Genomic DNA, 24,175 nt, shown 5'->3' with positions numbered 1-24,175 from the left:
CGAGGGAGGGGAAAAATGACGTTGCTTGGTTCTGCCCTGCGGCGCCGGACACGCCTCGGCGTCGCTGCGCTGGCACTGCTGGTGATGGCCGGCTGCGCCGGGGCTCCGGATTTCGCCGAACTCGACGTTCGCGTCGAGCCCCCGCCTGGGCTGGCGCCCACCGAAGAGGCCGAACTGCGAGTCCAGCTGCGGGATGCCGGCGGCACCCTGGCGGAGACCCGCGCCACGCCGCGCGGCAGCGGGCCCTGGCCGGTCACGCTGCGCTTCGACCGCCGCACCCTCGAGGAGGCCCGCTCGCCGCGGCTGTCGGCCGAGCTGCGCCAGCAGGGCAGCCTGACCCATGTCACTTCCGAGCCGGCGCCCGTCCCGACGCCGGGCGAGGGGCCGCTCAACCTGCCGCTCGACCCGCGCCGGTGAACGTGGCGGCAACCGCCGCGAGCACCTCCCCTACCGGCGCCTCGAGCTTGAGTGCGTAGAGCGCATCGGCCCGGGTACGTCCCAGGTTGAGACAAGCGATCGGCCTGCCGGCGGCGTCCGCCTGACGTGCAAAGCGATAGCCGGAGTAGACCATCAGCGACGATCCCACCACCAGCAGGGCATCGGCCTCGTCGACCATGGTCCGGGCGCGAGCCACCCGTTCGAGCGGCACGCTGTCGCCGAAGAACACCACGTCGGGTTTCCAGATGCCCTGGCCGCAGCGACGGCAGCCGGGTACCTCGAAGTCGGTGAAGTCCGTCTCGACATCGGCATCGCCATCCGGCCGTATTTCGGCTCTCACCTCCAGCCAATGGGGATTGCGCTCGGCCAGCTCCGCATGCAGGTCGTGGCGCATGCGCAGGGCGCCGCAGCCCATGCAGCGCACCAGCTCGGCGCGACCGTGCAGGTCGACGACACACCGCGAACCGGCCTTCTGATGCAACCCGTCGACATTCTGGGTGATGACGCCATGAACTCTGCCGGCTTGCTCCAACCGCGCCAGAGCCCGGTGGGCATCCCCGGGACGGGCGCGATGCAGCGCACGAAACCCTATCAGGGCGCGCGCCCAGTAGCGCTGGCGCGCGGCATGACTGGCCATGAACTGGCGGTGCTGCATGGGCGGCGCGCATTTCCAGGCCCCCGAGGCATCGCGATAATCGGGGATGCCGCTCTCGGTGCTGACGCCAGCGCCGGTCAGCACGGCCAGGCGCGGATGACGGGCCATGAAGGCTCGCAGGCGTTCGATGGCTTCTGTCACGGCGGGCTGTCGTGTATCGTTCATCGTCTATCCGTCATGATGCAGCGCATGGCCCGAGGCATAGTCTGAAAAGACAGTTTTCGGACAATGTTAGTACTGAACATGGCCCTGCGTGCCTCAGGTTGTCTAGAATGTAATGCTTGTGTGACGCTTACCGGCAAGGACGAACCCCGATGGCCTGGCTGGAATACTTGCTGCCTCTCATATTTCTGTTCCCCCTCGGGGCCATGGCCGTCATCGTCATCGCCTTGCGTAACCTGCATGATGCCCGCGTTCGCTCGCCGTTCAATGCCCGCCAGCTGCGCGAGCCCGGCCAGGCCCTGCGCGATCGGCTCGACCGCGCCTTTGCCACGCTGTTCCTCAACGGCGCGCTGGGGCCCATCGTGACCCTGGCCCCCTTGGTGTATGGCATGGGCCGCATGCTCTTCGCCAGCCGCCAGAACTGGCTCGAATGGGCGCTCTACGGCGCACTGAGTACCGTGCTGGTACTGGTCTACTGCTTCCTGCTGATTCGCGACTTCCAGCATATCCGGCGCATCAAGCTGGGGCTCGCCTGCGAGCTGGCGGTGGGTCAGGAGCTGGAGCGCCTGGTGCGTCCCGAGGCCCATCCTTATTACGTCTTCCACGACGTACCGACCGACAGCGGCATCATCGACCATGTGGCCGTTACCCCGCACGGCGTGTTCGCGGTTGAGACACGCGCCCGCTCACGGCCTTTCACCGCCGACGGACGCGAGATCAACCTGGTCACGGTCGAACCGCAGCGGCTGCGCTTCCCCGGCTGGAGCGAGCATCGCCCCCTGGCCAAGGTGCTTGGCGCCTCGCGCTGGCTCGGCGCATGGCTCGAGCAGCGCTGCGGCCAGCCGGTACCGGTGATGGGCGTGCTCGCCCTGCCCGGCTGGGACATTACCTGTGCCGGCACGCCCGAGGGCCTGATGGTGGTCAGCGGCGAAGGCTTGGCCAGTCAGCTCAGCGAACATCGGCTCGAGCCACTGGATGACGCCCTGCACGACAAGGTGATCGCGGCGTTGATCGAGCGTTCCGCGGAGCTGGATCACAACCCGACGCTGTGCGAGCCCTCGATCTGACGCCGGCTCATTCGGCCTCGTGGGTGGCGATACGCAAACGCCTGGCGCAGCGCCCGCGATCCTGGGGAACCAGGCTGTCGCGAGCGGGGAAATCGGCCAGGCGATCGCGATGCGTACTTCCGCTCAGTCCCCCCTGAGGCGCCCGCCCATCTCCTGGGCCAGGTCCACCGCGTAGTGGTCGGTCATGCCGCCAATGAAGTCGAGCATGCGCCGGTAACTGTCGTAGAGCGGCCAGGAGGGGCGTGGGGTGTTCTCGCCGATCAGCGCCAGCACCCGCTGGTGCTTGAAGCTCGCGTGGCCGGTGTAGTGCAGTTCGTGGGCAGCGCCGATGAAGGCTTCGAGCAGGATGCCGAGGGTGGTGTAGGCGCCGATTTCCAGCTTGGCTTTGCGTTCGTTCTGGAAGATGCGCTCGCGAGCGAGCTGCTTGGCCGCCGCCACGCCCCAGCCCAGGTCGGGGTGGCAGAGCTCGAGCAGGTCGGACGTCAGGGTGCCGCCCAGCAGCGCGCTCTCGTGCTCGACGAACACGGCGCCGACGTCATTGACCGCACGCTCCATGGCCGCCCCCCGCAGCGCCGCGATGCGGCGCCGCTGCGAGACGCCGTCGCGAGCCATGCGCGGATAGTCGGGCGGCGCGTCGCCGGCGATCTGCAGCAGCACGTCGGCTACCTCTTCGAAACGCAGGATGCCCATCTCCAGGCCATCCTCGAGATCCAGCAGCGCATAGCAGATGTCGTCGGCGGCTTCGACCAGCCACGCCAGTGGATGGCGGCACCAACGCCCCTCGCCGCGCGGCAGCAGGCCCAGGCAGCGGGTCACGTCATCGAGCAGCGGCCGCTCCGATTGATAGCAACCGAACTTGCCGGCACCGCCGCCGTGCTCCACGGTCCAGGGGTACTTGAGCAGGGTGCCGAGGGTCGCCGCCGTCAGCCGCATGCCGCCGCGGAACTGGTTGTATTCGATCTGGGTGACGATGCGAAACCCCTGGGCATTGCCCTCGTAGGTCAGCAGGTCGGCCCGCTCACGCTCGGTGAGCCCCTCGAGCAGGCCGCTGCCATCGGCCTCGGCGCGCTTGAACCAGTCGCGAATGGCGTACTCGCCGGCATGGCCGAAGGGAGGATTGCCGATGTCGTGCCCGAGGCAGGCGGCCTGCACGATCACGCCGAGGTCGGCCGGGGTGATCCAGCTCGGCAGGCGTTCGCGCAGCAGCTCGCCGACGATCATGCCCAGGCTGCGCCCCACGCAGCCGACCTCCAGGGAGTGAGTCAGGCGGGTGTGGATATGGTCGTTGTCGGTCAAGGGGTGCACCTGGGTCTTGCGCCCCAGGCGCCGGAACGAACCGGAGAAGACGATGCGGTCGTGATCCTTGTGGAACGGGCTACGGCCGATCTCGTCACGGCCGCTGGTGGGCTTTCCGTGCAGCCGCGAAGGGTCGAGCAACTGCTGCCAGTGCATCTGCGTCATGGGCTTCCTCCTGAAGCCCCATTCTGGCACTGCCCCGGTTGCATGACCATCACCGCCGCCACCGTCTCGCTTGTCGCCTGCCGCAGGGCTCGCCTAACTTGTCAGTGCGCGCCCTGCGAGAGGACGCATGTCGCCAGGCGTCGCTCTGCGCGGAGCGCCCACCCACTGGCAAGGAGGCACCCCATGACACGCAAACCTGATGCGACCCGGCCCGAGCAGCCGGGCGACGAGGCCCCTCCCGGTACACCCGGGACCGGCCAGAACGTCTGCCCGACGTGCAAGGGCGACGGCAGGATCGAGAACCGCACCTGCCCCGACTGCGGCGGCTCCGGCTATGTCATCGAGGGCATAGGCGGCGGCTGAGCGCTATTCCCGACCCGTTCACGCCAGAGGCCGAACCGCTGCGGTTCGGCCTCTGGCGTGTGGCTCGTGGCGGCTCGGGGTCAGTAGTCGTAGTCACTGCCCTTGGCATAGCCGCTGGTATCGCGCTGCCGCGATGACGTTGCCTGCAACCGCGGCCCCGGTGAACGCGCCGGCGACGGCAGCGCCGCGGGACGCGAGGGCAGCCCGCTGCTCGCCGCGGCGCCGCGGGCACGCTCCACGCCCAGGGGGAAGCCGCTGCGGCCGCTGTAGTCTGGCGTGCGTCCACCCCGATAAGCGCGCTCACGGGTCTGGGCCTGGGCGCAATAGAGACTCGCTGCGGTACCCGCCCCCACGAACAGCAGGGCCAACTTCACGCTGCCCCGCTTGGGGTGGTCGCGGTCGGCCAGTAGCGCCAACAGTGCCGCCAGGTCCAGCGCGTCGCCGGCGCTGCGCGCCCACAGCGCGGGGCCGGGGTTGACGGTCAGCGCGCCGACGCCGGTGGCCACCCCGCGCGCGCCGCAGGTCCGCACGATGGCTTCCGCCCCCTCGACGCCCAGCGCGCGGGTCACGCTGCGCGGCGCCAGGAGCTGGTAGAGTCCCAGGCCGATACCCAGCCAGCCCAGCCCTCGCGCCATCCGGTCGCTGGGCTGCAATGAACGGCTACGATCGAGATTCATGTTCACCTCCTTGTCCTGTCACGCACGTGTTCCGTCAGCGCCCCTCAAGGCTTGAGCACGACCTTCACGCAGCCGTCCTGCTTGTCGCGGAAGGTGTTGTACATGTCCGGCCCCTGTTCGAGTCCCGCGGTGTGGGTCACCACGAAGGAGGGATCGATCTGGCCCTCGCCGATCAACCGCAGCAGGCCGTCGGTCCAGCGCTTGACGTGGGTCTGGCCGGTGCGCACCGTCAGCCCCTTGTTCATCAACGGCCCCATGGGAATCTTGTCGACCAGGCCGCCGTAGACGCCCGGGATCGACAGGATGCCGGCCGGACGGCAGACGTAGATCATCTCGCGCAGCACGTGGGCGCGGTCGCTCTCCAGCATCATCGCCTGCTTGACGCGGTCGTAGACGGAGTCGATCGAACGTGGCACGTGGGACTCCAGCCCCACCGCATCGATGCACTTCTCGGGCCCCTTGCCGTGGGTGAGCTCCTGCAGCCGGGCGAGCACGCTCTCCTCGTCGAAATTGATGGTGATCGCCCCGCCGGCCTCGGCCATGGCCAGCCGCTCGGGCACGTTGTCGATCACTACGACCTGCTCGGCGCCGAGCAGCACGGCGCTGCGCACGCAGAACTGGCCGACCGGCCCGGCGCCCCAAATGGCCACGGTATCGGTGGGCTCGATCTCGCAGGCCACCGCCGCCTGCCAGCCGGTGGGGAAGATGTCGCCGAGGAACAGCACCTGCTCGTCGCTCAGGCTGTCGGGCACCTTGATGTGCGTCTGGTCGGCGAACGGCACACGCACGTACTCCGCCTGGCCGCCGGCATAGCCGCCGGTGAGATGGGAGTAGCCGAACAGCCCCGCCCCGCCGTGGCCGAAGACCTTGTCGGCCAATGCCTTGTTGCGGTTGGAGCGCTCGCACACGGAAAAATTGCCGCGCCGGCACTGATCGCATTCGCCGCAGGTGATGGTGAAGGGCACCACGACCCGGTCGCCGACCTTGAGGTCACCGGCCTCGGCGCCGACCTCCATGACCTCGCCCATGAATTCGTGCCCCACCACGTCGCCGGACTCCATGCCGGGAATGAAGTGGTGATAGAGGTGCAGGTCGGAGCCGCAGATGGCGCAGCTGCTCACGTTGACGATGGCATCGCGGGGGTGTTCGAGGTGCGGGTCGGGAACCGTTTCATAGCGGATGTCGTTCTTTCCGTGCCAACACAGCGCTTTCATGGACTCTCTCCCTGTTGTCCGAACGAAGGCTCTCCCACCACCATAGTTCAGCCGCCCGAGGCAGCAGGTAAGGGAATTGAGCGGCTGGGTAACGGACCTTATCCCGACCCTCTGCCGAAGGGCGTGACTACAGCCCCGCTATCCGTCCCTCGTGGGCGTGGCGACCCGCCACGGAGACCTGACGCGGCGCCAGGCGAGCGACTTGGTACGAGGCGAGGGAGGGCTGTCACGGCACTGCCATCGAAGCGTCACGTCAACGGCAGGCGCCCCGCCGGCTGGGCGGGGCGCGATGGAGGGGAGTGACGCGGCTCAGTGGCCGGAGTTGGGGTCGTGGGCCTCCTCGGTCTGGAAGACCTCGGGACTCTCCTCGCCGTTGACGTGGAGGAAACCGGCCAGCCCCTTCTCCAGGCGGGAGAGCGCATGGTCGACGAGGATGTACTTGCCGGGGTACTCGACCTCGAACTCGACCATGGTGGCGCCGCCCGGGGGCACCAGCGTGGTCTGCACGTCGGTCAGCGGCGGGCTGGTCAGCGAGGCCTGGTCGTAGACCTTGTCGAAGATCTCGCCGATGACGTGGAAGCTGGAGGTGGCATTGGGGCCGCCGACGCCGAAGAAGATGCGCACGTTATCTCCCACGTCGGCCTCCATCTTGTGCGTCTGGGTCAGCGCATCCATGTTGCCGTTGAACATCAGGTGCTCGGGGCGCTCGTCGAGCAGCTTGTCGAGAGAGAACTCCTGCAGCCCCTGGCTACCGTGGCGCTGGGCGGTGTAGAGCTCGCCCTGCATGATGTAGAACTCGCGATCCACCGGCGACAGGCCGCCTTCCGGCTCGACCAGGATCATGCCGTACATGCCGTTGGAGATGTGCTGGGCGACCATCGGCGTGGCGCAATGATAGACGTAGAGGCCGGGATTGAGCGCCTGGAAGCTGAAGCTCTTGGTCTGGCCAGGGGCCGCCTGGGTCACCGCTGCCCCGCCGCCGGGGCCGGTCACAGCGTGGAAGTCGACCGAGTGGATGTGGGCGCTGTCCTCGGCATTGCTCATGTTGACGTGGACGGTGTCGCCCACACGCACCCGTACGAAGGGGCCCGGCACGGTGTCGTTGAAGGTCCAGTAGCGGTAGCTCGAGCCGTCGGCCAGGTGGCCTTCGCGCTCGGTGGTCTCGAGGTTGAGGGTGACCTCCTGCGGGCCGCGGTCGCCCACCGGTTCACCGACGGCGTGGGGGTCCATCGACAGGTCCGGGGCCGCCTCCCGCGCTTCGCCCGGCACCGGATCGCCGACGATGAGGTTGCCGACCATGCCGGCCGCCTTGTGCCCCGGAATGCTGCACAGGTACTCGAAGTTGCCTTCCTCATCGACGCGGAAGGCCACGGCGGTGGCTGCGCCCTGGCCGCTGATGTCGTCGGAGTCGACGCCAAACTCGGGCAGCGCGATGTCGTGCATGGCGCCGTCGCCGTTGATCAGGTTGATCTGCACCACCGCCCCGACGGGAGCGTGCAGGTCGGGATTGATGACATCCTTGATGTCCCCCTTGTCGCCGACGAAGACCAGCTTGCCGTCGGCTACGGCGGTCCGCAGCGTGTAGGTCACGTCGGGCGTGACGTCGGCGGGACTCAAGACTTCGCCGTGAGCGGCGAAAGCGGGATTGGCGAGCGCCGCGCTGGTAGCGAGCAGGGCGACGGAGCGGGCGAGAACGCTACGGGTGAATTTCATCGTCTTTTCCTCACGGAGGAATTACCTTGGGAGACGATTTGAAAGTAGCATTCTGAATACTTGTTTAAGTTGACCCATGTCAGGAAGCGACCTCCAGCCTACGGCTTTCGAATGAGACATGAGCGAAAAGTTGACCTGCGACAATCGCCGTCAACGCCGCTGGCGAATCATCCAGCCATAGACCATCCCGGCCACGATCAGGGTGACGGCGAAAGCGTAGATGCCGACGGTGATGCCGCTGTTCCACAGGATGCTCCAGTCGCCGCCCGAGAGTGACATGGCGCGGCGCAGGTTGTACTCCATCTGGCCGCCCAGCAGCAGCCCGAGCACTACCGGCACGGCGGGCATTTCGAGCTTGCGCAGCACGTAGCCGAGCACGCCGAAGGCGAGCATCATGTAGAGGTCGAAGGCGCTGTTGCTCAATGAGTAGACACCGACGAAGGCGACCATCACCACCATCGGCATCAGGAACCAGCCGGGGGCCTGCAGCACCTTGGCGAACAGCCCCACCAGCGGGATGTTGAGGACGAGCAGCATCACGTTGCCGATGAACAACGCCGCCACCAGGCCCCACACCATGTCGGGCTGCTGCGTGAACAGCAGCGGCCCCGGAGTGATGTTCATCGACAGCAGCAGCGCCAGCAGGATTGCCGTGGTGCCACTGCCGGGAATGCCCAGCGAGAGCATGGGAATCAGCGAGCCGCCGGCGGCGGCGTTGTTGCCCGCCTCCGGCGCCGCCACGCCGCGCGGGTCGCCCTGGCCGAAGCTGCCGCGCCGCCCCAGCCAGCGGCGCTCCAGGGTGTAGGAGAGAAAACTGCCGAGTGCGGCGCCGGCGCCCGGCAGCACGCCGGCGACGAAGCCGATGAACGAACTGCGCCCGATGGTCGGCGCGCATTTCCAGGCGCTGCGGATGCCGGGAATCGCCGAGCCGACCCTGAGGGTCGGCTTGTTGCTGCCGCGGATGTCCTCGAGGAACACCAGGCACTCCGAGATGGCGAACAGGCCCACCAGGGCCACGATGAAGTCGATGCCGTCGTAGAGCTCGTACCAGCCGAAGGTATAGCGCGGCACGCTGCTCACCGAGTCGATGCCCACCGTCCCCAGCAGCAGGCCCAGGCAGGCGGCGAGGAAGCTCTTCACCAGGCTGCCGCTGGTCACCCCGCCGATGGTGGCGAAGGCCAGCACGAACAGGGCGAAGTATTCGGCCGGGCCGAAGCGGATGGCGAACCCCACCAGCAGCGGGGCGAACAGGGTGAGCCCGATGGTGGCCACGGTGGCACCGACGAACGAGGCCACGCCGGAAAGCCCCAGGGCCTCGCCGCCACGCCCCTTGAGCGCCATGGGGTAGCCGTCGAGGGTGGTCATGACCGCGGGCTCGTCGCCGGGAATGTTGAGCAGGATCGAGCTGATGCGCCCGCCGTACATGCAGCCGTAGTAGATGCTGACCAGCAGGATCAGCGCCGCGGTCGGCGCCAGGCCGAAATTGAAGGTCAGCGGGATCATCAGTGCCACCCCGTTGACCGGGCCGAGCCCCGGCAGCGCCCCGATCAGCGTGCCCACGGCACAGCCGACCAGCGCCAGAAAGAGGTGTTGGGGCTCGAGCGCCACGGCGAAGCCTTGGGCGAGAAAAGCCAATATATCCATCGAGACGCCTTACCAGTCGAGGCCCGGCATGTTGGGCAGCGGCATGCCGAGGGCGAATTCGAACAGCAGATAGAGCGAGACCGTCAGCAGCGCGCCGCAGACCAGCGAGGCCCTCCAGGTTGCCCCGAACAGACGAATCAGCAGCACCACGCAGACCAGACTGGCGGGCAGGAAGCCCAGCAACTTGAGAACGCCGGCGTAGATACCGAGCAGCAGCAGCGCCGCCCCCTGCCTGAGCAGGGCGGCGCGCTGCGGCCAGCGCTGATTGACGCCGGGGCGTATCACCAGATAGGCCGCGAACAGGCCCATCGGCACGCTGACGAGACGTGGAAAGGCGCCGGGCCCTACGACCTGGCCGAAGCCGGCGGGGAAGGTGTGCGAATACCACCACGCCCCCACTGCCATCAGCAGCAGCACGACGCCGGCGATACGATCGGCGACGGCGCCCGAGACCTGATCCGTATTCAGTCCGGGTTCACTCACTCGATGACACCGATCTCGCGCGACACGGACTCGACCTCGTCGATGGTCTCGTAAACGTAGTCGGTGAACTCTTCACCGCCACGCCACAGCGGCACCAGGCCGTTCTGCTGGGCGGTCTCCTTCCACTCGTCGCTCTGGTAGAGCGTCTCGAGGGTCTCGACCATGCTTGCGTAGTCCTCGTCGGAGACTTCACCACCGGTATAGAAGCCACGCCAGTTGTAGCCGGTCACGTCATACCCCTGGGACACCGCGGTGGGCAGGTCGGCGAAGGGCTCGGGCAGCGGCTCGTCGGACAGGACCGCCAGCACCCGCACGTCGCCGGACTCGATGAAGCCGGCGATCTCGCCGAGGTCGGTGGAGACCATGTCGACGTGTCCTCCCATCATCTGGGTCACGGCCGGGCCGCCGCCGTCGAACTGCACCCAGCGCACGCTGGCCATCTGATCGGCCGGCATGCCCGCCTCCTTGGCCAGCAGCAGCGCGCGGATGTGATCCCAGCCACCGGCGCCGCTCGAGCCGGCCATGGCAACGGCAGCGGGATCCTCGACCATGGCGTCGAGCAGCTGCTCGAGGGTCTCGTAAGAACTCTCGTCATCGACCAGGATCACGCCCACGTCGGTGCCCAGCATGGCCAGCCAGCGCATGGTATCGGCGTCGCCGGGGTATTGGCCCTGGGCGATCTGCGTCATGCCCACGGTGCTGGTCGCCACGATCAGGTCGCTGTCGTCGGCGCGGCTGCTGGCGACGTTGGAGAACGCCACGGCCCCCACGCCGCCCGGCATGTTGGTGACCTGCACGGCGCCGTCGGTCAATTCCAGCTCGCGCAGCAGCTTGGCCACCGAGCGGCAGGTGAAGTCCCAGCCGCCGCCGGGGTCGGCCGGGGCGATGCACTCGCTGATGGGCAGCGCCTGGCTCGGTGAGCTGATGGCCAGGCCCAGCCCCAGCAGGGCGGAGGCGGCGAGACCGTGGCGGGCATGCTTGATGGTACGCATTGTCGTGTCCCTCGCTGTTCATTGTGTTTGTGGCGGGCACTGCCGCGCGGCGCTGCACGAGGCGCCGCGCTCCTTGCAGGTTAGCTCATATAATGCCCCGCGCCCGAAGTTCCGCTATTCCATCCTCATCAACGCCCAGTTCGCGCAGGACCTCGTCGCTATGCTCGCCGAGGTCGGGGACGGGGCGGTGTACCGCCGCGGGGGCCTCGCTCATCTTGACCGGGAAGCCGGTCGCGGGTATCCGACCGAGGGGGCCCTGGTCCAGTTCGATCTTCATCTGCTGGGCCTGGACCTGAGGATCGTCGAAGGTCTCGCGCAGGTCGTGGACGCGGCCGCACGGCACCCCGGCCCGGTTGAGATGCGCGATCCACGCGTCGACGCTGCGCCGCTCGATGACCCGCGTCAGGATCTCGCGCAGGGCTTCGCGGTGCACCATGCGCCGGGCGTTGTCGGCGAAGCGCTCGTCGTCGAGCAGGTGCAGCATGTCCAGCGCCCGCAGGAAGCGCTCGACCATGATGTCGTTGCTGGGGGCGATGGCCACCTCGCCGTCGCTGGCGCGGAACAGACCGTAGGGATAGAGCATGGGGTGGTCGTTGCCGGTGCGCGCCGGGACCTGGCCGGTGGCGAAGTACTCCGCCGCCAGGTAGCCCATCATGCCGATCAGCCCGTTGGTCAGCGCAGTCTCGACGATATCGCCCTGCCCGCTGCGCTCGCGCCGCACCAGCGCCGCGCAGATACCGAAGGCCAGGTTCTGGCTGGCCACCATGTCGCTGATCGGCGGCGCCGCGCGCATGGGTTCGCCGTCGGCGGGGCCATTGACGCCCATGAAGCCGCTCATGGCCTGGGCGATGAAGTCGTAGGCGGGCCGGTCGCGGTAGGGCCCGGTGGAGCCGAAGCCGTTGATGCGCCCGACGACCAGGCGGGGGTAGCGCTCGCGCAGCGTGGCGTCGGCGAGCCCCATCTTCTCCAGCACGCCGGGGCGAAAATTCTCCACCAGCACGTCGGCCCCCTCCAGCAGGCGATGCAGGATCGCCTTGCCCGCTTCGCTGCGCAGATCGAGCGTCAGCGAGCGCTTGTTGCGGTTGAACTGAGCGAAGTACCAGCTGAAGCCGTCCATGATGTTGCCCTGGGAGCGCACGATATCGCCGCGCCCCGGCGGCTCGACCTTGATCACCTCGGCGCCGTGGTCGCCCAGTATCTGGGTGCAGAACGGCCCCGAGATGACCCGCGTGAGGTCGATCACGCGGATGCCCTCCAGGCTTCCCGCCGCCTGGGCTGGTGAATTCGTCATGTTCATCCTCTTGCCGTGGGCACCGCCGAGCAGTCGCTCAGCGCCAGCCGCGGGCCCGCCTTGGAGACCTGCGCCGGCAGGGGGCGCCCCATCAGGCGGGTGGCGAGTTGCGCCGCCGCGATCATCCGCTCCAGGTCGATGCCGGTCTCGATGCCCATCTCGCCGAGCAGGTAGACCAGGTCCTCGCTGGCGATGTTGCCCGTCGCCTTCGGCGCGAAGGGGCAACCGCCCAGCCCGCCGATCGAGCTCTCGTAGCGATCGACGCCCAGCGCCAGCCCCTGCATGACGTTGGCCAGCCCGATGCCGCGGGTATTGTGGAAGTGCAGGGTGGGCGCCACCCCGGGTGCCACCTCGCGCAGGTGGGCGATCCGCTCCGCCACCAGCGGCGGCGTGGCCATGCCGGTGGTGTCGCCCAGCGACACGCAGCGCGCGCCGAGGTCGGCGAAGTGACGGGCGATGCGCCCCACCGCGGCGACCTCGACGTCGCCCTCGAAGGGGCAGCCGAAGCAGGTGGCGATGGCGCCGCGCAGCTCGATGCCGCTGCCCTCGAGGCGCCGCGCCACCTGCTCGAAGCTCGCCAGCGACTCATCGACGCTGGCATTGACGTTCTTGGCGTTGTGGGTTTCCGAAGCCGAGACGAACAGCACCACCGAGTCGATGCCGGCCTCCAAGGCCCGCTCGGCCCCGCGCAGGTTGGGCACCAGCGCCGAGAAGTGCACGTCCCGGATATCGCGGAGTTCGGCCACCAGCTCCGCGGCATCGGCCAGGGCCGGCACCGCGCGGGGACTGACGAAGGAGGTCAGCTCGAATTCGCGCACCCCGGCCGCGACCAGGGCGCGCACCAGCTCGGCCTTTTGCGCCGTGGAGAGCAGCACCTTCTCGTTCTGCAGGCCATCGCGCGGGCCCACCTCGGTGACGTGCACCCGCTTGGGCGCCCTGATCCCGTCGAGCATGATGGTTAGCCAGGCAAGGGATTTCCTCGACTGTACGTAGCCGGCTCACTTAACAGCCATGCGCCTTTCGTTGTATGCCTGCCTTCTATAGGGCCTGCCATCGGCCTGGCTGAAAGGCTTCGTTCGCCATCCGCCGGCCATTTCGGTTTGCGCGCGCAGTTCTCAATCGCCATCCGCCAGCGCCGGCAGCAGCACCTTGAGCTTGCGCGTCAGGGTATTGCGCCCCCAGCCCAGCAGCTCGGCGGCTTCGCCCTTGCGCCCGCCGGTATGCTTCAGCGCGGTTTCGATCAGGATGCGTTCGAAATCCGGCACCGCCTCCTCGAGCAGATGGGTATGGCCCGCGGCCAGGGCGCGGTCGGCCCAGTCGCGAAAGGCGGCGCGCCAGTCGCCGCTGGCCACCTCGCCACCCTCGCCCTGGCGCAGCTCCGGGGGCAGATCTTCGACCAGGATCTCGCGCCCCGAGGCCATTACCGTCAACCAGCGACAGGTGTTCTCCAATTGTCGCACGTTGCCCGGCCACGGCAGGCGGGTCAGGTGCGCCTCGGCGTCACGGGTCAGTACCTTGACGTCGGTGGCGAGCTCCTTGGCCGCCTCGGCCAGGAAGTGGCGCGCCAGGCGCGGAATGTCCTCACGCCGTTCGGCCAGCTTGGGCAGGTGCACGCGGATCACGTTGAGACGATGGAAGAGGTCCTCGCGGAAGCGGCCGTCCTCGACCAGCCGCTCTAGGTTCTGGTGGGTCGCGGCGATGATGCGCACGTCCACCTTGACCGGCGTATGGCCGCCGACCCGGTAGAATTCGCCGTCGGCCAGCACTCGCAGCAGACGGGTCTGGGTCTCGGCGGGCATGTCGCCGATCTCATCGAGGAACAGCGTGCCGCCGTTGGCCTGCTCGAAGCGCCCCTGCCGGCTCGCCGTGGCGCCGGTGAAGGCGCCCTTCTCGTGGCCGAACAGCTCGGATTCGATCAGGTCGCGGGGAATCGCCGCCATGTTGAGGGCGATGAAGGGATGGGTGGAGCGCGGGCTGTGCTGGTGCAGGGCGCGGGCCACGCGCTCCTTGCCGGTACCCGACTCGCCGTTGATCAAGACGGTGATGTGCGAGTGCGACAGCCGGCCGATGGCGCGGAAGACCTCCTGCATCGCCGGCGCCTCGCCGATGATCTCGGCGTCGAGCCCCTCGGGCACGCTCACCGGGCGCTTGCGCTCGCGAGCGTGGGCCACGGCGCGGCGCACCAGGGCCAGCGCCTCGTCGACATCGAACGGCTTGGGCAGGTATTCGAAGGCGCCACCCTGGTAGGAGGCCACGGCGCTGTCGAGATCGGAGTGAGCCGTCATCACGATGACCGGCAGGTCGGGATGCACCTCGCGCACCCGCGACATCAGGTCGAGGCCGTCGATGCCCGGCATGCGAATGTCGGTGACCAGCACGTCGGGCGGGTCGTCCAGCAAGCGGCTGAGCGCCACGTCGGCCCGGTCGATGCACTCGACCTCGAGGTCGGGCTGGGCCAGGGCGCGCTCCAGCACCCAGCGAATGGCGCGGTCGTCGTCGACCACCGCGACACGTGCGACATCAGTCATGGCGCCTCTCCAATGGAATAAGCAGACGGAATTCGGTATGGCCGGGGCGGGACTCGCACTCGATCAGCCCCTGGTGCTGGTGCAGGATGCCCTGGGCAATGGACAGCCCCAGCCCGCTGCCGTCGGCACGCCCCGAGACCATGGGATAGAACAGGGTTTCCTGAAGGCCCTCGGGAATGCCGGGGCCGTTGTCGATCAACGCCACCTCGCAGACCAGGCGATGGCGCTCCGCGCCCAGGGTGAACTGGCGCCGCGCCCGGGTACGCAGCAGCAGGCTCGGCGCCTCGGTGCCGGCCTCGGTCATCGCTTCCACGGCGTTGCGCGCGACGTTGAGCACCGCCTGGATCATCTGCGCCTCGTCGCCAGGAAAGTCCGGCAGGCTGGGATCGTAGTCACGCTCGATCGTCACGCTCGGCCTTTCCGCCATCAGCAGCGTACGCACCCGCTCCAGCACCTTGTGCACGTTGAGCGGCTCATGGCGCACCAGCTTGTTCGGCCCCAGCATGCTGTCGACCAGGTCGCGCAGGCGATCAACCTCCTCGACGATGATGCGGGTGAACTCCTTGAGGCCGGGGTCGTCGAGATCGCGCTCGAGCAGCTGCGCGGCGCCGCGAATCCCGCCCAGGGGGTTCTTGACCTCGTGGGCCAGGCCGCGCGACAGCACCTTGATCGCCTCCTGGCGATTGAGCAGGGCCTCCTCGCGGGAGATGCGCAGCAGGCGGTCACGCGGCTCCATCTCCACCAGCAGCTCCATCGCCGACAGCGGCGTCACCGTATAGTCGATCGTGACCACGCCCCCGCCGACCAGTGCCAGTCTGACCTCGCGCTGGGTGAAGGGGTGCTGGTCGTCGCGGGCCTTGGCCAGCACCTCGCCCATGCCGTCGTCCTCGGCGAGCAGCGTCGCCAGGCCGAGCCCCTTCACCCGGCCCAGGCTGACCGCCAGCAAGGCCTCGGCGGCCGGGTTCATCCAGCTCAGCCGCAGTTCATCGTCGAGCAGCAGCACCGCGGTGGTGAGGTGTTCCATCAGGCGTCGATACATTTACGACCTTTTCCTCGGTGAACGCAGGAGCGCATGGGGCAGCCCGTGCCTCGTGATGGCGCATCGGCGGGAGGCCGTCGCACCGGCCCGAAGCCAGGCAAGGCTCGGCATCGATCATTCCAAGCAAGAAATGCGCCAACCCTTCCCGGCGCGGCATGGCGCCGTTTCAGGGCGAATGCCGCGCTCCGTCATGCACTATGATGGTGCACTGATGAAGAAACTGCCAAGCCGGGGAGCCGAGGCCTCCCCTATCGTGGTGCATCGGCTCAAGGGGGCGTCCCCGAAAGGGAGCGGCCGCGTCAGTCGACGCGCTGTACGTAGAGCGAGACCGGCGAGCTGCGGTGACGCACCTGGCCCTGGGCATCGAGCAGCTCCGCCTGTAGCACGTATTCGCCGCGACCGAGGTCGTTGAGCATGAAGGCGCGGGTATGCATCGGGGTCTGGCTCACCCGGCCGTCGACCAGCAGGCGCACGCTGTGGTCGGGGCGCAGCTCCGGCTCGATCGCCAGCTCCACCTGCAGGTTGCCGGCGTAGCTGGCGGGAAGGTCCGCCCCGTGCTGCGGCGAGCGGATGCGAAAGGTGTCGTAGGGCATGAAGGGCTGGCCCGGCGCCTCGCCCATGCGCGGCGCAACGCCCTCGACGCGTGGCGGCTCGGCCCGGGCCCCTTCGACCTGCGAAGGGATCACGGTCAGCGGCGCCAGCTCGACCGGCTCGCCGCCGCGCTCGGGGTCGTCGGTGAAGATCACCTTGCCCTGCGCATCGGTGGTGCGATAGATCGTCGTGGCCAGCGCCTCCGACACCAGCGCCAAGCCCAGCAGACACAGCACGAACGCCTTGGCCATGGGGAACTCTCCCGTCGACGGCGGCCCGCGCGGCACCATGCGGTCGGCCGATCTGTCTATGAACGTATTTTGCCGCAACGCTTCGCAACTCAGTGTACGACAAAAAAGGGGCCCCGCGATGCGGAGCCCCTCGTGACGAGCCGGCGGCGTAGCGCCGGTCGCGGCTGCTCAGCAGCTGTAGTACATGTCGAACTCGATCGGGTGCGTGGTCATGCGGATACGCTCGACGTCTTCCATCTTCAGCTCGATGTAGGCATCGATCATGTCGTCGGTGAACACGCCGCCTTCGGTGAGGAAGGCACGATCCTTGTCCAGGGCTTCCAGGGCCTGATCCAGGCTGTGGGCCACGGTCGGCACCTTCTTGCCCTCTTCCGGCGGCAGGTCATAGAGGTTCTTGTCCATGGCGTCGCCGGGGTGGATCTTGTTCTTGATGCCATCGATACCGGCCATCAGCATCGCCGCGAAGCACAGGTAGGGGTTGGCGGTCGGGTCGGGGAAGCGAAGCTCGACGCGCTTGCCCTTGGGGCTCGCGGTGTACGGAATGCGGATGGAGGCGGAGCGGTTGCGGGCGCTGTAGGCCAGCATGACCGGCGCCTCGAAGCCCGGCACCAGGCGCTTGTAGGAGTTGGTCGAGGCGTTGGCGAAGGCGTTCAGGGCACGCGCATGCTTGATGATGCCGCCGATGTAGTACAGCGCCATTTCCGACAGCCCGGCGTACTGGTCACCCGCGAACTGGTTCTGGCCTTCCTTCCAGAATGACTGGTGCACGTGCATGCCGCTGCCGTTGTCGCCGACCAGCGGCTTGGGCATGAAGGTGGCGGTCTTGCCGTAGGCGTGGGCCACGTTGTGGATCACGTACTTCAGTTCCTGGACCTCGTCGGCCTTCTTCACCAGGGTGTTGAACTTGACGCCGATCTCGTTCTGGCCGGCGTTGGCGACCTCGTGGTGGTGCACTTCGACGCTCTGGCCGATGGCTTCCAGGGTGTTGCACATGGCACCGCGGATGTCGTGGAAGCTGTCGACCGGGGGCACCGGGAAGTAGCCGCCCTTGACGCGCGGACGGTGCGCCAGGTTGCCGCCCTCGAGCTGGCGGTCGGTGGCCCAGGCCCCCTCCTCGGAGGTGATCTTGTACATGGCGCCTTCGATGTCGGCCTTCCAGTGCACCTCATCGAAGATGAAGAACTCGGGCTCGGGGCCGAAGAAGGCGGTGTCGCCCAGGCCGGTGGACTGCAGGTAGGCCTCGGCGCGCTTGGCGATGGAACGCGGATCGCGCTCGTAGCCCTGCATGGTGGCCGGCTCGATGATATCGCAGCGCAGCACCAGGGTGGCGTCCTCGGTGAACGGGTCGAGGAAGGCGGTACCGTCTTCCGGACGCAGGATCATGTCGGATTCGTTGATGCCCTTCCAGCCGGAGATGGAGGAACCATCGAACATCTGGCCGTTCTCGAAGAACTCCTCGTCGACTGCGCGGGCCGGAATGGTGACGTGCTGTTCCTTGCCCCGCGTGTCGGTGAAGCGCAGGTCGACCCACTTCACGTCATGTTCTTCGATCAGGGCGAGAGTCTTGGCTGACATTTGTGTCCTCCGTTGAGCGATGGCTCGATTCGTTTGGCTGAAGTCCACTGGCGCTGGTTCATGCAGCGCCTGTTGTAACACGCTGTGGGCCGGCTGCCCACGTTCGCCATGCACGAGCATGACGAGCTGCCACGACAAATGCAGGAGGCGTGCCAATCATGCACCAACCAAGCCCATCGAAATAATAATTCGCTGTTTTCCAGGGGAAATATTTTGCACCGCGCTGTATCGGACTGCACCAAGCAGGCTCGACCGGTCTCGCCATGGCCCCTCAGCGCCTAAAAATGGCGCCATTGTGGTGCAGCATAACGCCAGACGCACCAAATCAGTGCAAATCAGGCAGGAGGGGTTACGCAGTCTCGATCGACACGCGAGCCTGGCAGGCCCGCAGGCGCTCGAGCAGATCGGGCAGCGCATCGCTGCCCAGCTGCGGGTCGAAGCCGCCGATGCGCTCGAACCAGTCACGCGCCACCCAGAAGGTATCCAGCGGCGAGGGGCGCTGGAGCAACCACCACCAGCGCAACCAGCTGTGGCGACGCACCGGCAGGACGGCCGCGTCCCAGCCGCTCTCGGGTTCGAGATCGAGGTCGATCAGCCGAAGGCTGAGCCAGTCGACGGCACGCCGATCGCCCAATCCGGGAAAGAGCAGGACGTCACCACGGCTGACCCGCACCGCGGCGTTGAATCGGCTGCCCAGGTTGGCGGCACTGCACGACACCAGCATTACCTGGTAGCGCTGCGCCAGGTCAGGTAGCCGGCGATCGCCGGTGTCGTCCACCAGCAGCAGCTCGTACCCCCCCTGCCAGCGCCGGGCGGCCTGCTCGAAGAGGACCATGCTGCGGGGCAGCTTCGCTCCCGCGGCACGCGCATCGAAAATGACACTGGCAAGAGGCATGTCTCAGGCTCCACCGAAGCGGGAAGGGCCGACCGACAATTACGTTACATTCTGTGTAGATAAGTGTAGAAAGATGTCGATAAAGTTCCCTTGCTGAATTTTGTCCCACTCGATCATCGCCTCCAGACCCCCAATGCCGTGACGGGAGCATTGCCCGGGCAGCCCGAGGCGCATGGCAACCGCCACGCCTCGGGCTGAGAAAGCCATGATGACGAGGTTGTGCTATTCCCTTTCCCCGCTTACCTGTACAATGCGCCTCCACTCCCTACCCCGCGCCTAGGGTACGTTCTTCCGATGTGTACATAGGTGCGCCCCTGTTGATGAGTCACACCTTATGAACACAGCTGTAACCCCCTCTCGCATCGAGAGTTTGCGCAATATTGCCATCATTGCCCACGTCGACCACGGCAAGACCACGCTGGTCGACAAGCTCCTGAGCCAGTCCGGCACGCTCGACCGCAAGGCCGAAGGGCAAGAGCGGATCATGGACTCCAACGACCAGGAGAAGGAACGCGGCATCACCATCCTGGCCAAGAACACCGCGATCCGCTGGCAGGACGGCAGCGGCCGCGACTATCACATCAACATCGTCGACACCCCCGGACACGCCGACTTCGGCGGCGAGGTGGAGCGCGTGATGTCGATGGTCGACTCGGTACTGCTGCTGGTCGACGCCGTCGACGGCCCCATGCCGCAGACCCGCTTCGTCACCCAGAAGGCCTTCGCCCAAGGCCTCAAGCCGATCGTGGTGGTCAACAAGATCGACCGCCCCGGTGCGCGTCCCGACTGGGTCATCGACCAGATCTTCGACCTGTTCGACAACCTCGGCGCCACCGACGAGCAGCTCGACTTCCCGATCGTCTACTGCTCGGCGCTCAACGGCATCGCCGGCATGGACCCGGACGCGCTGGCCGAGGACATGTCGCCCATGTTCCAGGCCATCGTCGACATCGTCGAGCCGCCGGCGGTGGAGCTCGACGGCCCGTTCCAGATGCAGATCTCGGCGCTGGACTACTCCAGCTACGTGGGCGTCATCGGCCTGGGCCGCATCAAGCGCGGCTCGGTCAAGCCCAACCAGCAGATCGTGGTGATCGGCACTGACGGCAAGACCCGCAAGGGCAAGGTCGGCCAGGTGATGACCCACATGGGCCTCGAGCGCGTTCAGACCGAACTCGCCACCGCCGGCGACATCGTCTGCATCACCGGCATCGACGAGCTGTCGATCTCCGACACCCTGTGCGACCCGGCTGCCGTCGAGGCACTGCCGCCGCTGTCGGTGGACGAGCCCACCGTCTCCATGACCTTCCAGGTCAACGACTCGCCCTTCGCCGGCCGCGACGGCAAGTACGTCACCAGCCGCAACATCAAGGATCGCCTCGACCAGGAGCTGATCCACAACGTGGCGCTGCGTGTCGAGCAGGGCGAGAGCCCGGAAAAGTTCAAGGTCTCCGGCCGCGGCGAGCTGCACCTCTCGGTGCTGATCGAGACCATGCGCCGCGAAGGCTTCGAGTTGGCGGTGGGCCGCCCCGAGGTGATCATCAAGGAGATCGACGGCGTCAGGCAGGAGCCGTACGAAGAGGTGATCATCGACTGCGAGGAGCAGCACCAGGGCGCCATCATGGAGGAGCTCGGCTACCGCAAGGGCGAGCTGACCAACATGAACCCCGACGGCAAGGGCCGCGTGCGCCTGGACTTCATCATCCCCGCGCGTGGGCTGATCGGCTTCCGCGGCCAGTTCCTGACCCTGACCTCGGGCACCGGCATCCTCACCAGCCGCTTCGACCACTATGGCCCGCTCAAGCCCGACGCCGCCATCGAGCGCCGTAACGGCGTGCTGGTCTCCATGGTCGACGGCAAGGCGCTGGCCTACGCGCTGTACGCGCTGCAGGAGCGCGGCAAGCTGATCATCGACCACGGCACCGAGGTCTACGAAGGCATGCTGGTGGGCATCCACAACCGCGCCAACGACCTGGTGGTCAACCCCACCAAGGGCAAGAAGCTCGACAACATGCGCGCCTCTGGCAACGACGAGAACATCGTGCTGACCCCGCCGGTGAAATTCTCGCTGGAGCAGGCCATCGAGTTCCTCGACGACGACGAGCTGGTGGAGATCACCCCCAACCACATCCGCCTGCGCAAGAAGTTCCTCAAGGAGCATGAGCGCAAGCGCAACAAGAAGTAATTTTCGCCATCCGACGATAGCGCCCGCCTCTTTGAGGCGGGCGCTTCGCTTCACGCCATCTCGAAACGAGCGGCTACGCTGTAGGCAACCCCCACAAGACCAGGAGACATCATGCACAAGCACGTGGAATGGGACGACCCCGGCGCCGACAGCGTGATGCGCCACTACGAACGCAGCCCCCAGGGTTATTCGGAGCCGGGGCCCGGCGACATCCTCTCGGCCCGCTTTCAGGGGTTGGTGGCGCGCATCCGGGTCGAGGCCTACGTCGACGGCACCAGCATCGGCCAGGTGGTGGCGCTGATCGAGCCGCGCAGCGGCAAGCGCCTGCAGACCCGCGGCAAGCTGGTGGTCGGCGACACGGTGCGCCTGGCGGATGCCGACCGCGCCTTCGAGCCGCGCCCGAGCGACAACGCCGCGCAGGACGAAGAGCCGCAGTGACTTCCATGAACCCGTGCCCCGGTCATCTGTCGTTCCCAACGTATCCTTAACGATCGTCTACTGGCCATGACGCGGGTTGTGTCGCACAGTGTACGCGCCCAACGACCGCCCCTATCCGACCGGTGCTCGTGGGCGCCACACTCGGCTCACAAGGCCACGGGACGACGCTTCGGAAACCACATGAGCACGCACAACGTCTGGACACACAAGGGCACCTTCCTGCTGGCCGCGGTCGGCTCGGCGGTGGGGCTCGGCAACCTGTGGCGCTTTCCGTACCTGACCGGCGAGAACGGCGGCGGGGCCTTCATCCTGATCTACGCCCTGACCATCTTCGCCGTCGGCATCCCGATCCTGATCGCCGAGACCATGCTCGGCCGCGCCAGCCGCCGCAGTCCGATCATGGGCATGCAGTTCCTGACCCGCACCCACAAGACCTCCCGCGGCTGGGTATCGATCGGCTGGCTGGGGGGCGCTTCGGCCTTCCTGATCCTGAGCTTCTATTCGGTGATCGCCGGCTGGGCGATCCACTACACCTGGCTGATGCTGACCGGCTCGCTGGTCGGCGCCGATGCGGCGACCATCGCCGCCGGCTTCGATGCGCTGCTGGCCTCGCCGGGCCTGCTCACGCTCTACCACACGCTGTTCATCATCGCATCGGGGGTGATCGTGGGCATGGGCATCCACAAGGGCATCGAGAGCGGGCTGCGCATCATGATGCCGGCGCTGTTCGTGATCCTGCTGGTCGTGCTCGCCTACGGCATCACCAACGGCGATTTCGCCGCTGCGGCTAGCTTTCTGTTCACCTTCAACCTGGCCGACCTGAGCCTTGAAGGCTGGTTGCAGGCGATGGGCCAATCGTTCTTCACCCTGAGCCTCGGCATGGGCGCGATCATGGCCTACGGCGCCTACATGGCCAGCGACGCCTCGCTGAGCCGCACCGCCTTTGCCGTGGCCTTCGTCGACACCGCCGTGGCCATGGTGGCGGGGCTGGCGATCTTCTCGCTGGTGTTCGGCGCCGGCCTGGACGCCAGCGCCGGGCCTGGCCTGATGTTCGTCACCCTGCCGCTGGCGTTCGCCGAGATGCCTCTCGGCGGGCTGATCGGCGGGGTATTCTTCATCCTCGTGCTGGGCGCGGCGATCAGCTCCTCGATCTCGCTGATCGAGCCGGTGGCCGCCTTCTTGGTCGAACGCTTCGACCTCACCCGCCCCCAGGCGGTGTTCGCCATGGTGGTGGCCAGCTGGGCGCTGGGCCTGCTCACGGTGGTCAGCTTCAACCTGTGGGCCGAGGCCAGCCTCTTCCATACCCTGTTCGGCCGCAGCGCCTTCGACTTCATCGAGCTTCTGACCAACATCTTCATGCCGCTGGGCGGCCTGCTCATCGCGCTGTTCGCCGGCTGGGCGCTGACCCACTCCGAGGTGATGAAGGAGATGCGCACCAGCGAGGCCTGGTTCCAGTCCTGGCGCTTCCTGGTACGCTTCGTCGCACCGGCGGCGGTGGCCTTCGTATTCCTGCGCACCATCCCGCAGGTCGAGGGCTACCTGATCCCGGCCGCCGGTGCGCTGATCATCGTCGGCGCCTTCGCCGCCGGGCGCACCTTCCTGGTCGGCAAGCGCCAGGCGCAGTAGTACGACACCTTGCCGCCGCCTTCGGGCGGCGGCTCGATATACGCCACCCGACCTCACACCAAACAGTGGCCGGGTGCATAACAAAGATATAAACGTGCAGGAACCAACATGCCTTCCATCATCGACGTCAGGCACGTCCACAAGGCCTTCGGTGGCCTGAAGGTCATCAACGACTGTTCGATCCAGGTCGAGCAGGGCTCGATCACCGGGTTGATCGGCCCCAACGGCGCCGGCAAGTCGACGCTGTTCAACATCATCGCCGGCGCGCTGCCGCTCGACAGCGGCCAGGTTCTGCTCGATGGCGAGGACATCACCAACCGCCCCGCCAACGAACTGTTCCACAAGGGCCTGCTGCGCACCTTCCAGATCGCCCATGAATTCTCCCACATGACGGCGCTGGAGAACCTGATGATGGTGCCGCCGCGCCAGGCCGGCGAGAGCCTGTTCGACGCCTGGCTCAAGCCGGGGCTGGTGCGCCGCGAGGAGAGCGAGGTGCGCCGGAAGGCGCTCGAGGTGATCGACTTCATCGGTCTGCACCACGTGCGCAACGAGCTGGCCGGCAACCTCTCCGGCGGGCAGAAGAAGCTGCTCGAACTCGGCCGCACGATGATGACCGATGCCCGCGTGGTGCTGCTCGACGAGATCGCCGCGGGGGTCAACCGCACCCTGCTGGGCGACCTGGTGAGCAACATCGAGCGGCTCAACCGCGAGATGGGCTACACCTTCCTGGTCATCGAGCACGACATGGACATGATCGCGCGGCTGTGCGACCCGGTGATCGTGCTGGCCCAGGGCAGCGTGATGGTCGAAGGCACCATCGAGGAGATCCGCAACAATCCTCAGGTGATCGAGGCCTACTTTGGTTCCACCGCCGCCTGAAGCCAGGCGCA

The 24,175-nt window shown here is 67.2% G+C and carries 22 protein-coding genes; 7 read left to right on the top strand and 15 right to left on the bottom strand.

The features are described from left to right. Nucleotides 1–15 precede the first annotated feature (15 nt). Nucleotides 16–417, top strand: a complete 402-nt coding sequence (locus HNO51_RS01765; RefSeq protein WP_197449356.1) for a YbaY family lipoprotein — start codon at nucleotides 16–18, stop codon at nucleotides 415–417. On the opposite strand, the gene HNO51_RS01760 is transcribed toward HNO51_RS01765, so the two are convergent. Further along, nucleotides 389–1,258, bottom strand: coding sequence for an NAD-dependent protein deacetylase (locus tag HNO51_RS01760; protein WP_209538329.1), 870 nt, complete (start codon nucleotides 1,256–1,258; stop codon nucleotides 389–391). The two genes, HNO51_RS01765 and HNO51_RS01760, sit on opposite strands and share 29 nt — an antisense overlap. Nucleotides 1,259–1,407: 149 nt before the next feature. Between HNO51_RS01760 and HNO51_RS01755 the strand changes: the two genes are divergently transcribed. Next, on the top strand, nucleotides 1,408–2,322 hold the full coding sequence (locus HNO51_RS01755; RefSeq protein WP_209538328.1) for a nuclease-related domain-containing protein: 915 nt from the start codon (nucleotides 1,408–1,410) through the stop codon (nucleotides 2,320–2,322). A gap of 123 nt (nucleotides 2,323–2,445) precedes the next feature. On the opposite strand, the gene HNO51_RS01750 is transcribed toward HNO51_RS01755, so the two are convergent. Continuing rightward, entirely contained in the window at nucleotides 2,446–3,783 is a 1,338-nt protein-coding gene (locus HNO51_RS01750) for a deoxyguanosinetriphosphate triphosphohydrolase (RefSeq protein WP_197449353.1), read from the bottom strand. A gap of 183 nt (nucleotides 3,784–3,966) precedes the next feature. On the opposite strand from HNO51_RS01750, the gene HNO51_RS01745 reads away from it, so the two are divergent. Further along, complete coding sequence (locus HNO51_RS01745) at nucleotides 3,967–4,146, top strand: hypothetical protein (protein WP_209538327.1); 180 nt, start codon at nucleotides 3,967–3,969, stop codon at nucleotides 4,144–4,146. An 80-nt stretch (nucleotides 4,147–4,226) separates the two neighbouring features. On the opposite strand, the gene HNO51_RS01740 is transcribed toward HNO51_RS01745, so the two are convergent. The 13 genes from HNO51_RS01740 to HNO51_RS01680 all read right to left on the bottom strand — a co-directional run bounded on the left by HNO51_RS01740 (nucleotide 4,227) and on the right by HNO51_RS01680 (nucleotide 19,039). Further along, nucleotides 4,227–4,823: a hypothetical protein gene (locus tag HNO51_RS01740; RefSeq protein ID WP_197449351.1), complete on the bottom strand. Its 597-nt coding sequence runs from the start codon at nucleotides 4,821–4,823 to the stop codon at nucleotides 4,227–4,229. A gap of 44 nt (nucleotides 4,824–4,867) precedes the next feature. Next, on the bottom strand, nucleotides 4,868–6,037 hold the full coding sequence (locus tag HNO51_RS01735; protein ID WP_209538326.1) for a zinc-dependent alcohol dehydrogenase: 1,170 nt from the start codon (nucleotides 6,035–6,037) through the stop codon (nucleotides 4,868–4,870). A 309-nt stretch (nucleotides 6,038–6,346) separates the two neighbouring features. Next, the gene (gene nirK / locus HNO51_RS01730) at nucleotides 6,347–7,750 is read right to left on the bottom strand and encodes a copper-containing nitrite reductase (protein WP_209538325.1); all 1,404 of its coding nucleotides are present in this window, start codon (nucleotides 7,748–7,750) and stop codon (nucleotides 6,347–6,349) included. A 150-nt stretch (nucleotides 7,751–7,900) separates the two neighbouring features. Beyond that, a complete protein-coding gene (locus HNO51_RS01725; protein ID WP_197449348.1) occupies nucleotides 7,901–9,394 on the bottom strand; it encodes a tripartite tricarboxylate transporter permease in 1,494 nt (497 codons plus the stop codon). 9 nt (nucleotides 9,395–9,403) lie between these two features. Continuing rightward, a complete protein-coding gene (locus HNO51_RS01720) occupies nucleotides 9,404–9,877 on the bottom strand; it encodes a tripartite tricarboxylate transporter TctB family protein (RefSeq protein ID WP_209538324.1) in 474 nt (157 codons plus the stop codon). Next, the gene (locus HNO51_RS01715; protein ID WP_197449346.1) at nucleotides 9,874–10,869 is read right to left on the bottom strand and encodes a Bug family tripartite tricarboxylate transporter substrate binding protein; all 996 of its coding nucleotides are present in this window, start codon (nucleotides 10,867–10,869) and stop codon (nucleotides 9,874–9,876) included. The genes HNO51_RS01720 and HNO51_RS01715 overlap by 4 nt, the downstream gene beginning before the upstream one ends. Before the next feature lie 85 nt (nucleotides 10,870–10,954). Next, on the bottom strand, nucleotides 10,955–12,160 hold the full coding sequence (locus HNO51_RS01710; RefSeq protein ID WP_197449345.1) for a CaiB/BaiF CoA transferase family protein: 1,206 nt from the start codon (nucleotides 12,158–12,160) through the stop codon (nucleotides 10,955–10,957). A 2-nt stretch (nucleotides 12,161–12,162) separates the two neighbouring features. Further along, on the bottom strand, nucleotides 12,163–13,113 hold the full coding sequence (locus HNO51_RS01705; RefSeq protein ID WP_197449344.1) for a hydroxymethylglutaryl-CoA lyase: 951 nt from the start codon (nucleotides 13,111–13,113) through the stop codon (nucleotides 12,163–12,165). Between the two features lie 162 nt (nucleotides 13,114–13,275). Then, nucleotides 13,276–14,688, bottom strand: a complete 1,413-nt coding sequence (gene ntrC / locus HNO51_RS01700; RefSeq protein WP_197449343.1) for a nitrogen regulation protein NR(I) — start codon at nucleotides 14,686–14,688, stop codon at nucleotides 13,276–13,278. Continuing rightward, on the bottom strand, nucleotides 14,681–15,727 hold the full coding sequence (gene glnL / locus HNO51_RS01695; protein WP_197449342.1) for a nitrogen regulation protein NR(II): 1,047 nt from the start codon (nucleotides 15,725–15,727) through the stop codon (nucleotides 14,681–14,683). Before glnL ends, ntrC begins: the two co-directional genes overlap by 8 nt. A 299-nt stretch (nucleotides 15,728–16,026) precedes the next feature. Next, complete coding sequence (locus HNO51_RS01690; protein WP_209538323.1) at nucleotides 16,027–16,569, bottom strand: DUF4124 domain-containing protein; 543 nt, start codon at nucleotides 16,567–16,569, stop codon at nucleotides 16,027–16,029. Nucleotides 16,570–16,737: 168 nt separating this feature from the next. Further along, nucleotides 16,738–18,144: a glutamate--ammonia ligase gene (gene glnA, locus HNO51_RS01685; protein WP_197449340.1), complete on the bottom strand. Its 1,407-nt coding sequence runs from the start codon at nucleotides 18,142–18,144 to the stop codon at nucleotides 16,738–16,740. Between the two features lie 349 nt (nucleotides 18,145–18,493). After that, a complete protein-coding gene (locus tag HNO51_RS01680) occupies nucleotides 18,494–19,039 on the bottom strand; it encodes a glycosyltransferase family protein (RefSeq protein ID WP_197449339.1) in 546 nt (181 codons plus the stop codon). Between the two features lie 334 nt (nucleotides 19,040–19,373). On the opposite strand from HNO51_RS01680, the gene typA reads away from it, so the two are divergent. The 4 genes from typA (at nucleotide 19,374) to HNO51_RS01660 (ending at nucleotide 24,164) form a co-directional block, all read left to right on the top strand. Next, nucleotides 19,374–21,221 carry a translational GTPase TypA gene (typA, locus tag HNO51_RS01675; RefSeq protein ID WP_197449338.1) on the top strand — a complete coding sequence of 616 codons (1,848 nt, stop codon included), beginning with the start codon at nucleotides 19,374–19,376 and terminating at the stop codon, nucleotides 21,219–21,221. A gap of 111 nt (nucleotides 21,222–21,332) precedes the next feature. After that, the gene (locus tag HNO51_RS01670; RefSeq protein ID WP_197449337.1) at nucleotides 21,333–21,659 is read left to right on the top strand and encodes a hypothetical protein; all 327 of its coding nucleotides are present in this window, start codon (nucleotides 21,333–21,335) and stop codon (nucleotides 21,657–21,659) included. A 180-nt stretch (nucleotides 21,660–21,839) separates the two neighbouring features. Then, entirely contained in the window at nucleotides 21,840–23,285 is a 1,446-nt protein-coding gene (locus HNO51_RS01665; protein ID WP_209538322.1) for a sodium-dependent transporter, read from the top strand. A 108-nt stretch (nucleotides 23,286–23,393) separates the two neighbouring features. After that, nucleotides 23,394–24,164: an ABC transporter ATP-binding protein gene (locus tag HNO51_RS01660; RefSeq protein ID WP_197449335.1), complete on the top strand. Its 771-nt coding sequence runs from the start codon at nucleotides 23,394–23,396 to the stop codon at nucleotides 24,162–24,164. The last annotated feature ends 11 nt before the right edge of the window (nucleotides 24,165–24,175 follow it).

The sequence above is a fragment of the Billgrantia sulfidoxydans genome (assembly GCF_017868775.1).
Lineage (GTDB): Bacteria > Pseudomonadota > Gammaproteobacteria > Pseudomonadales > Halomonadaceae > Halomonas > Halomonas sulfidoxydans.
The sequence above is the reverse complement of the archived record's forward strand: the minus strand, read 5'-3'. Positions and strand labels throughout refer to the sequence as shown.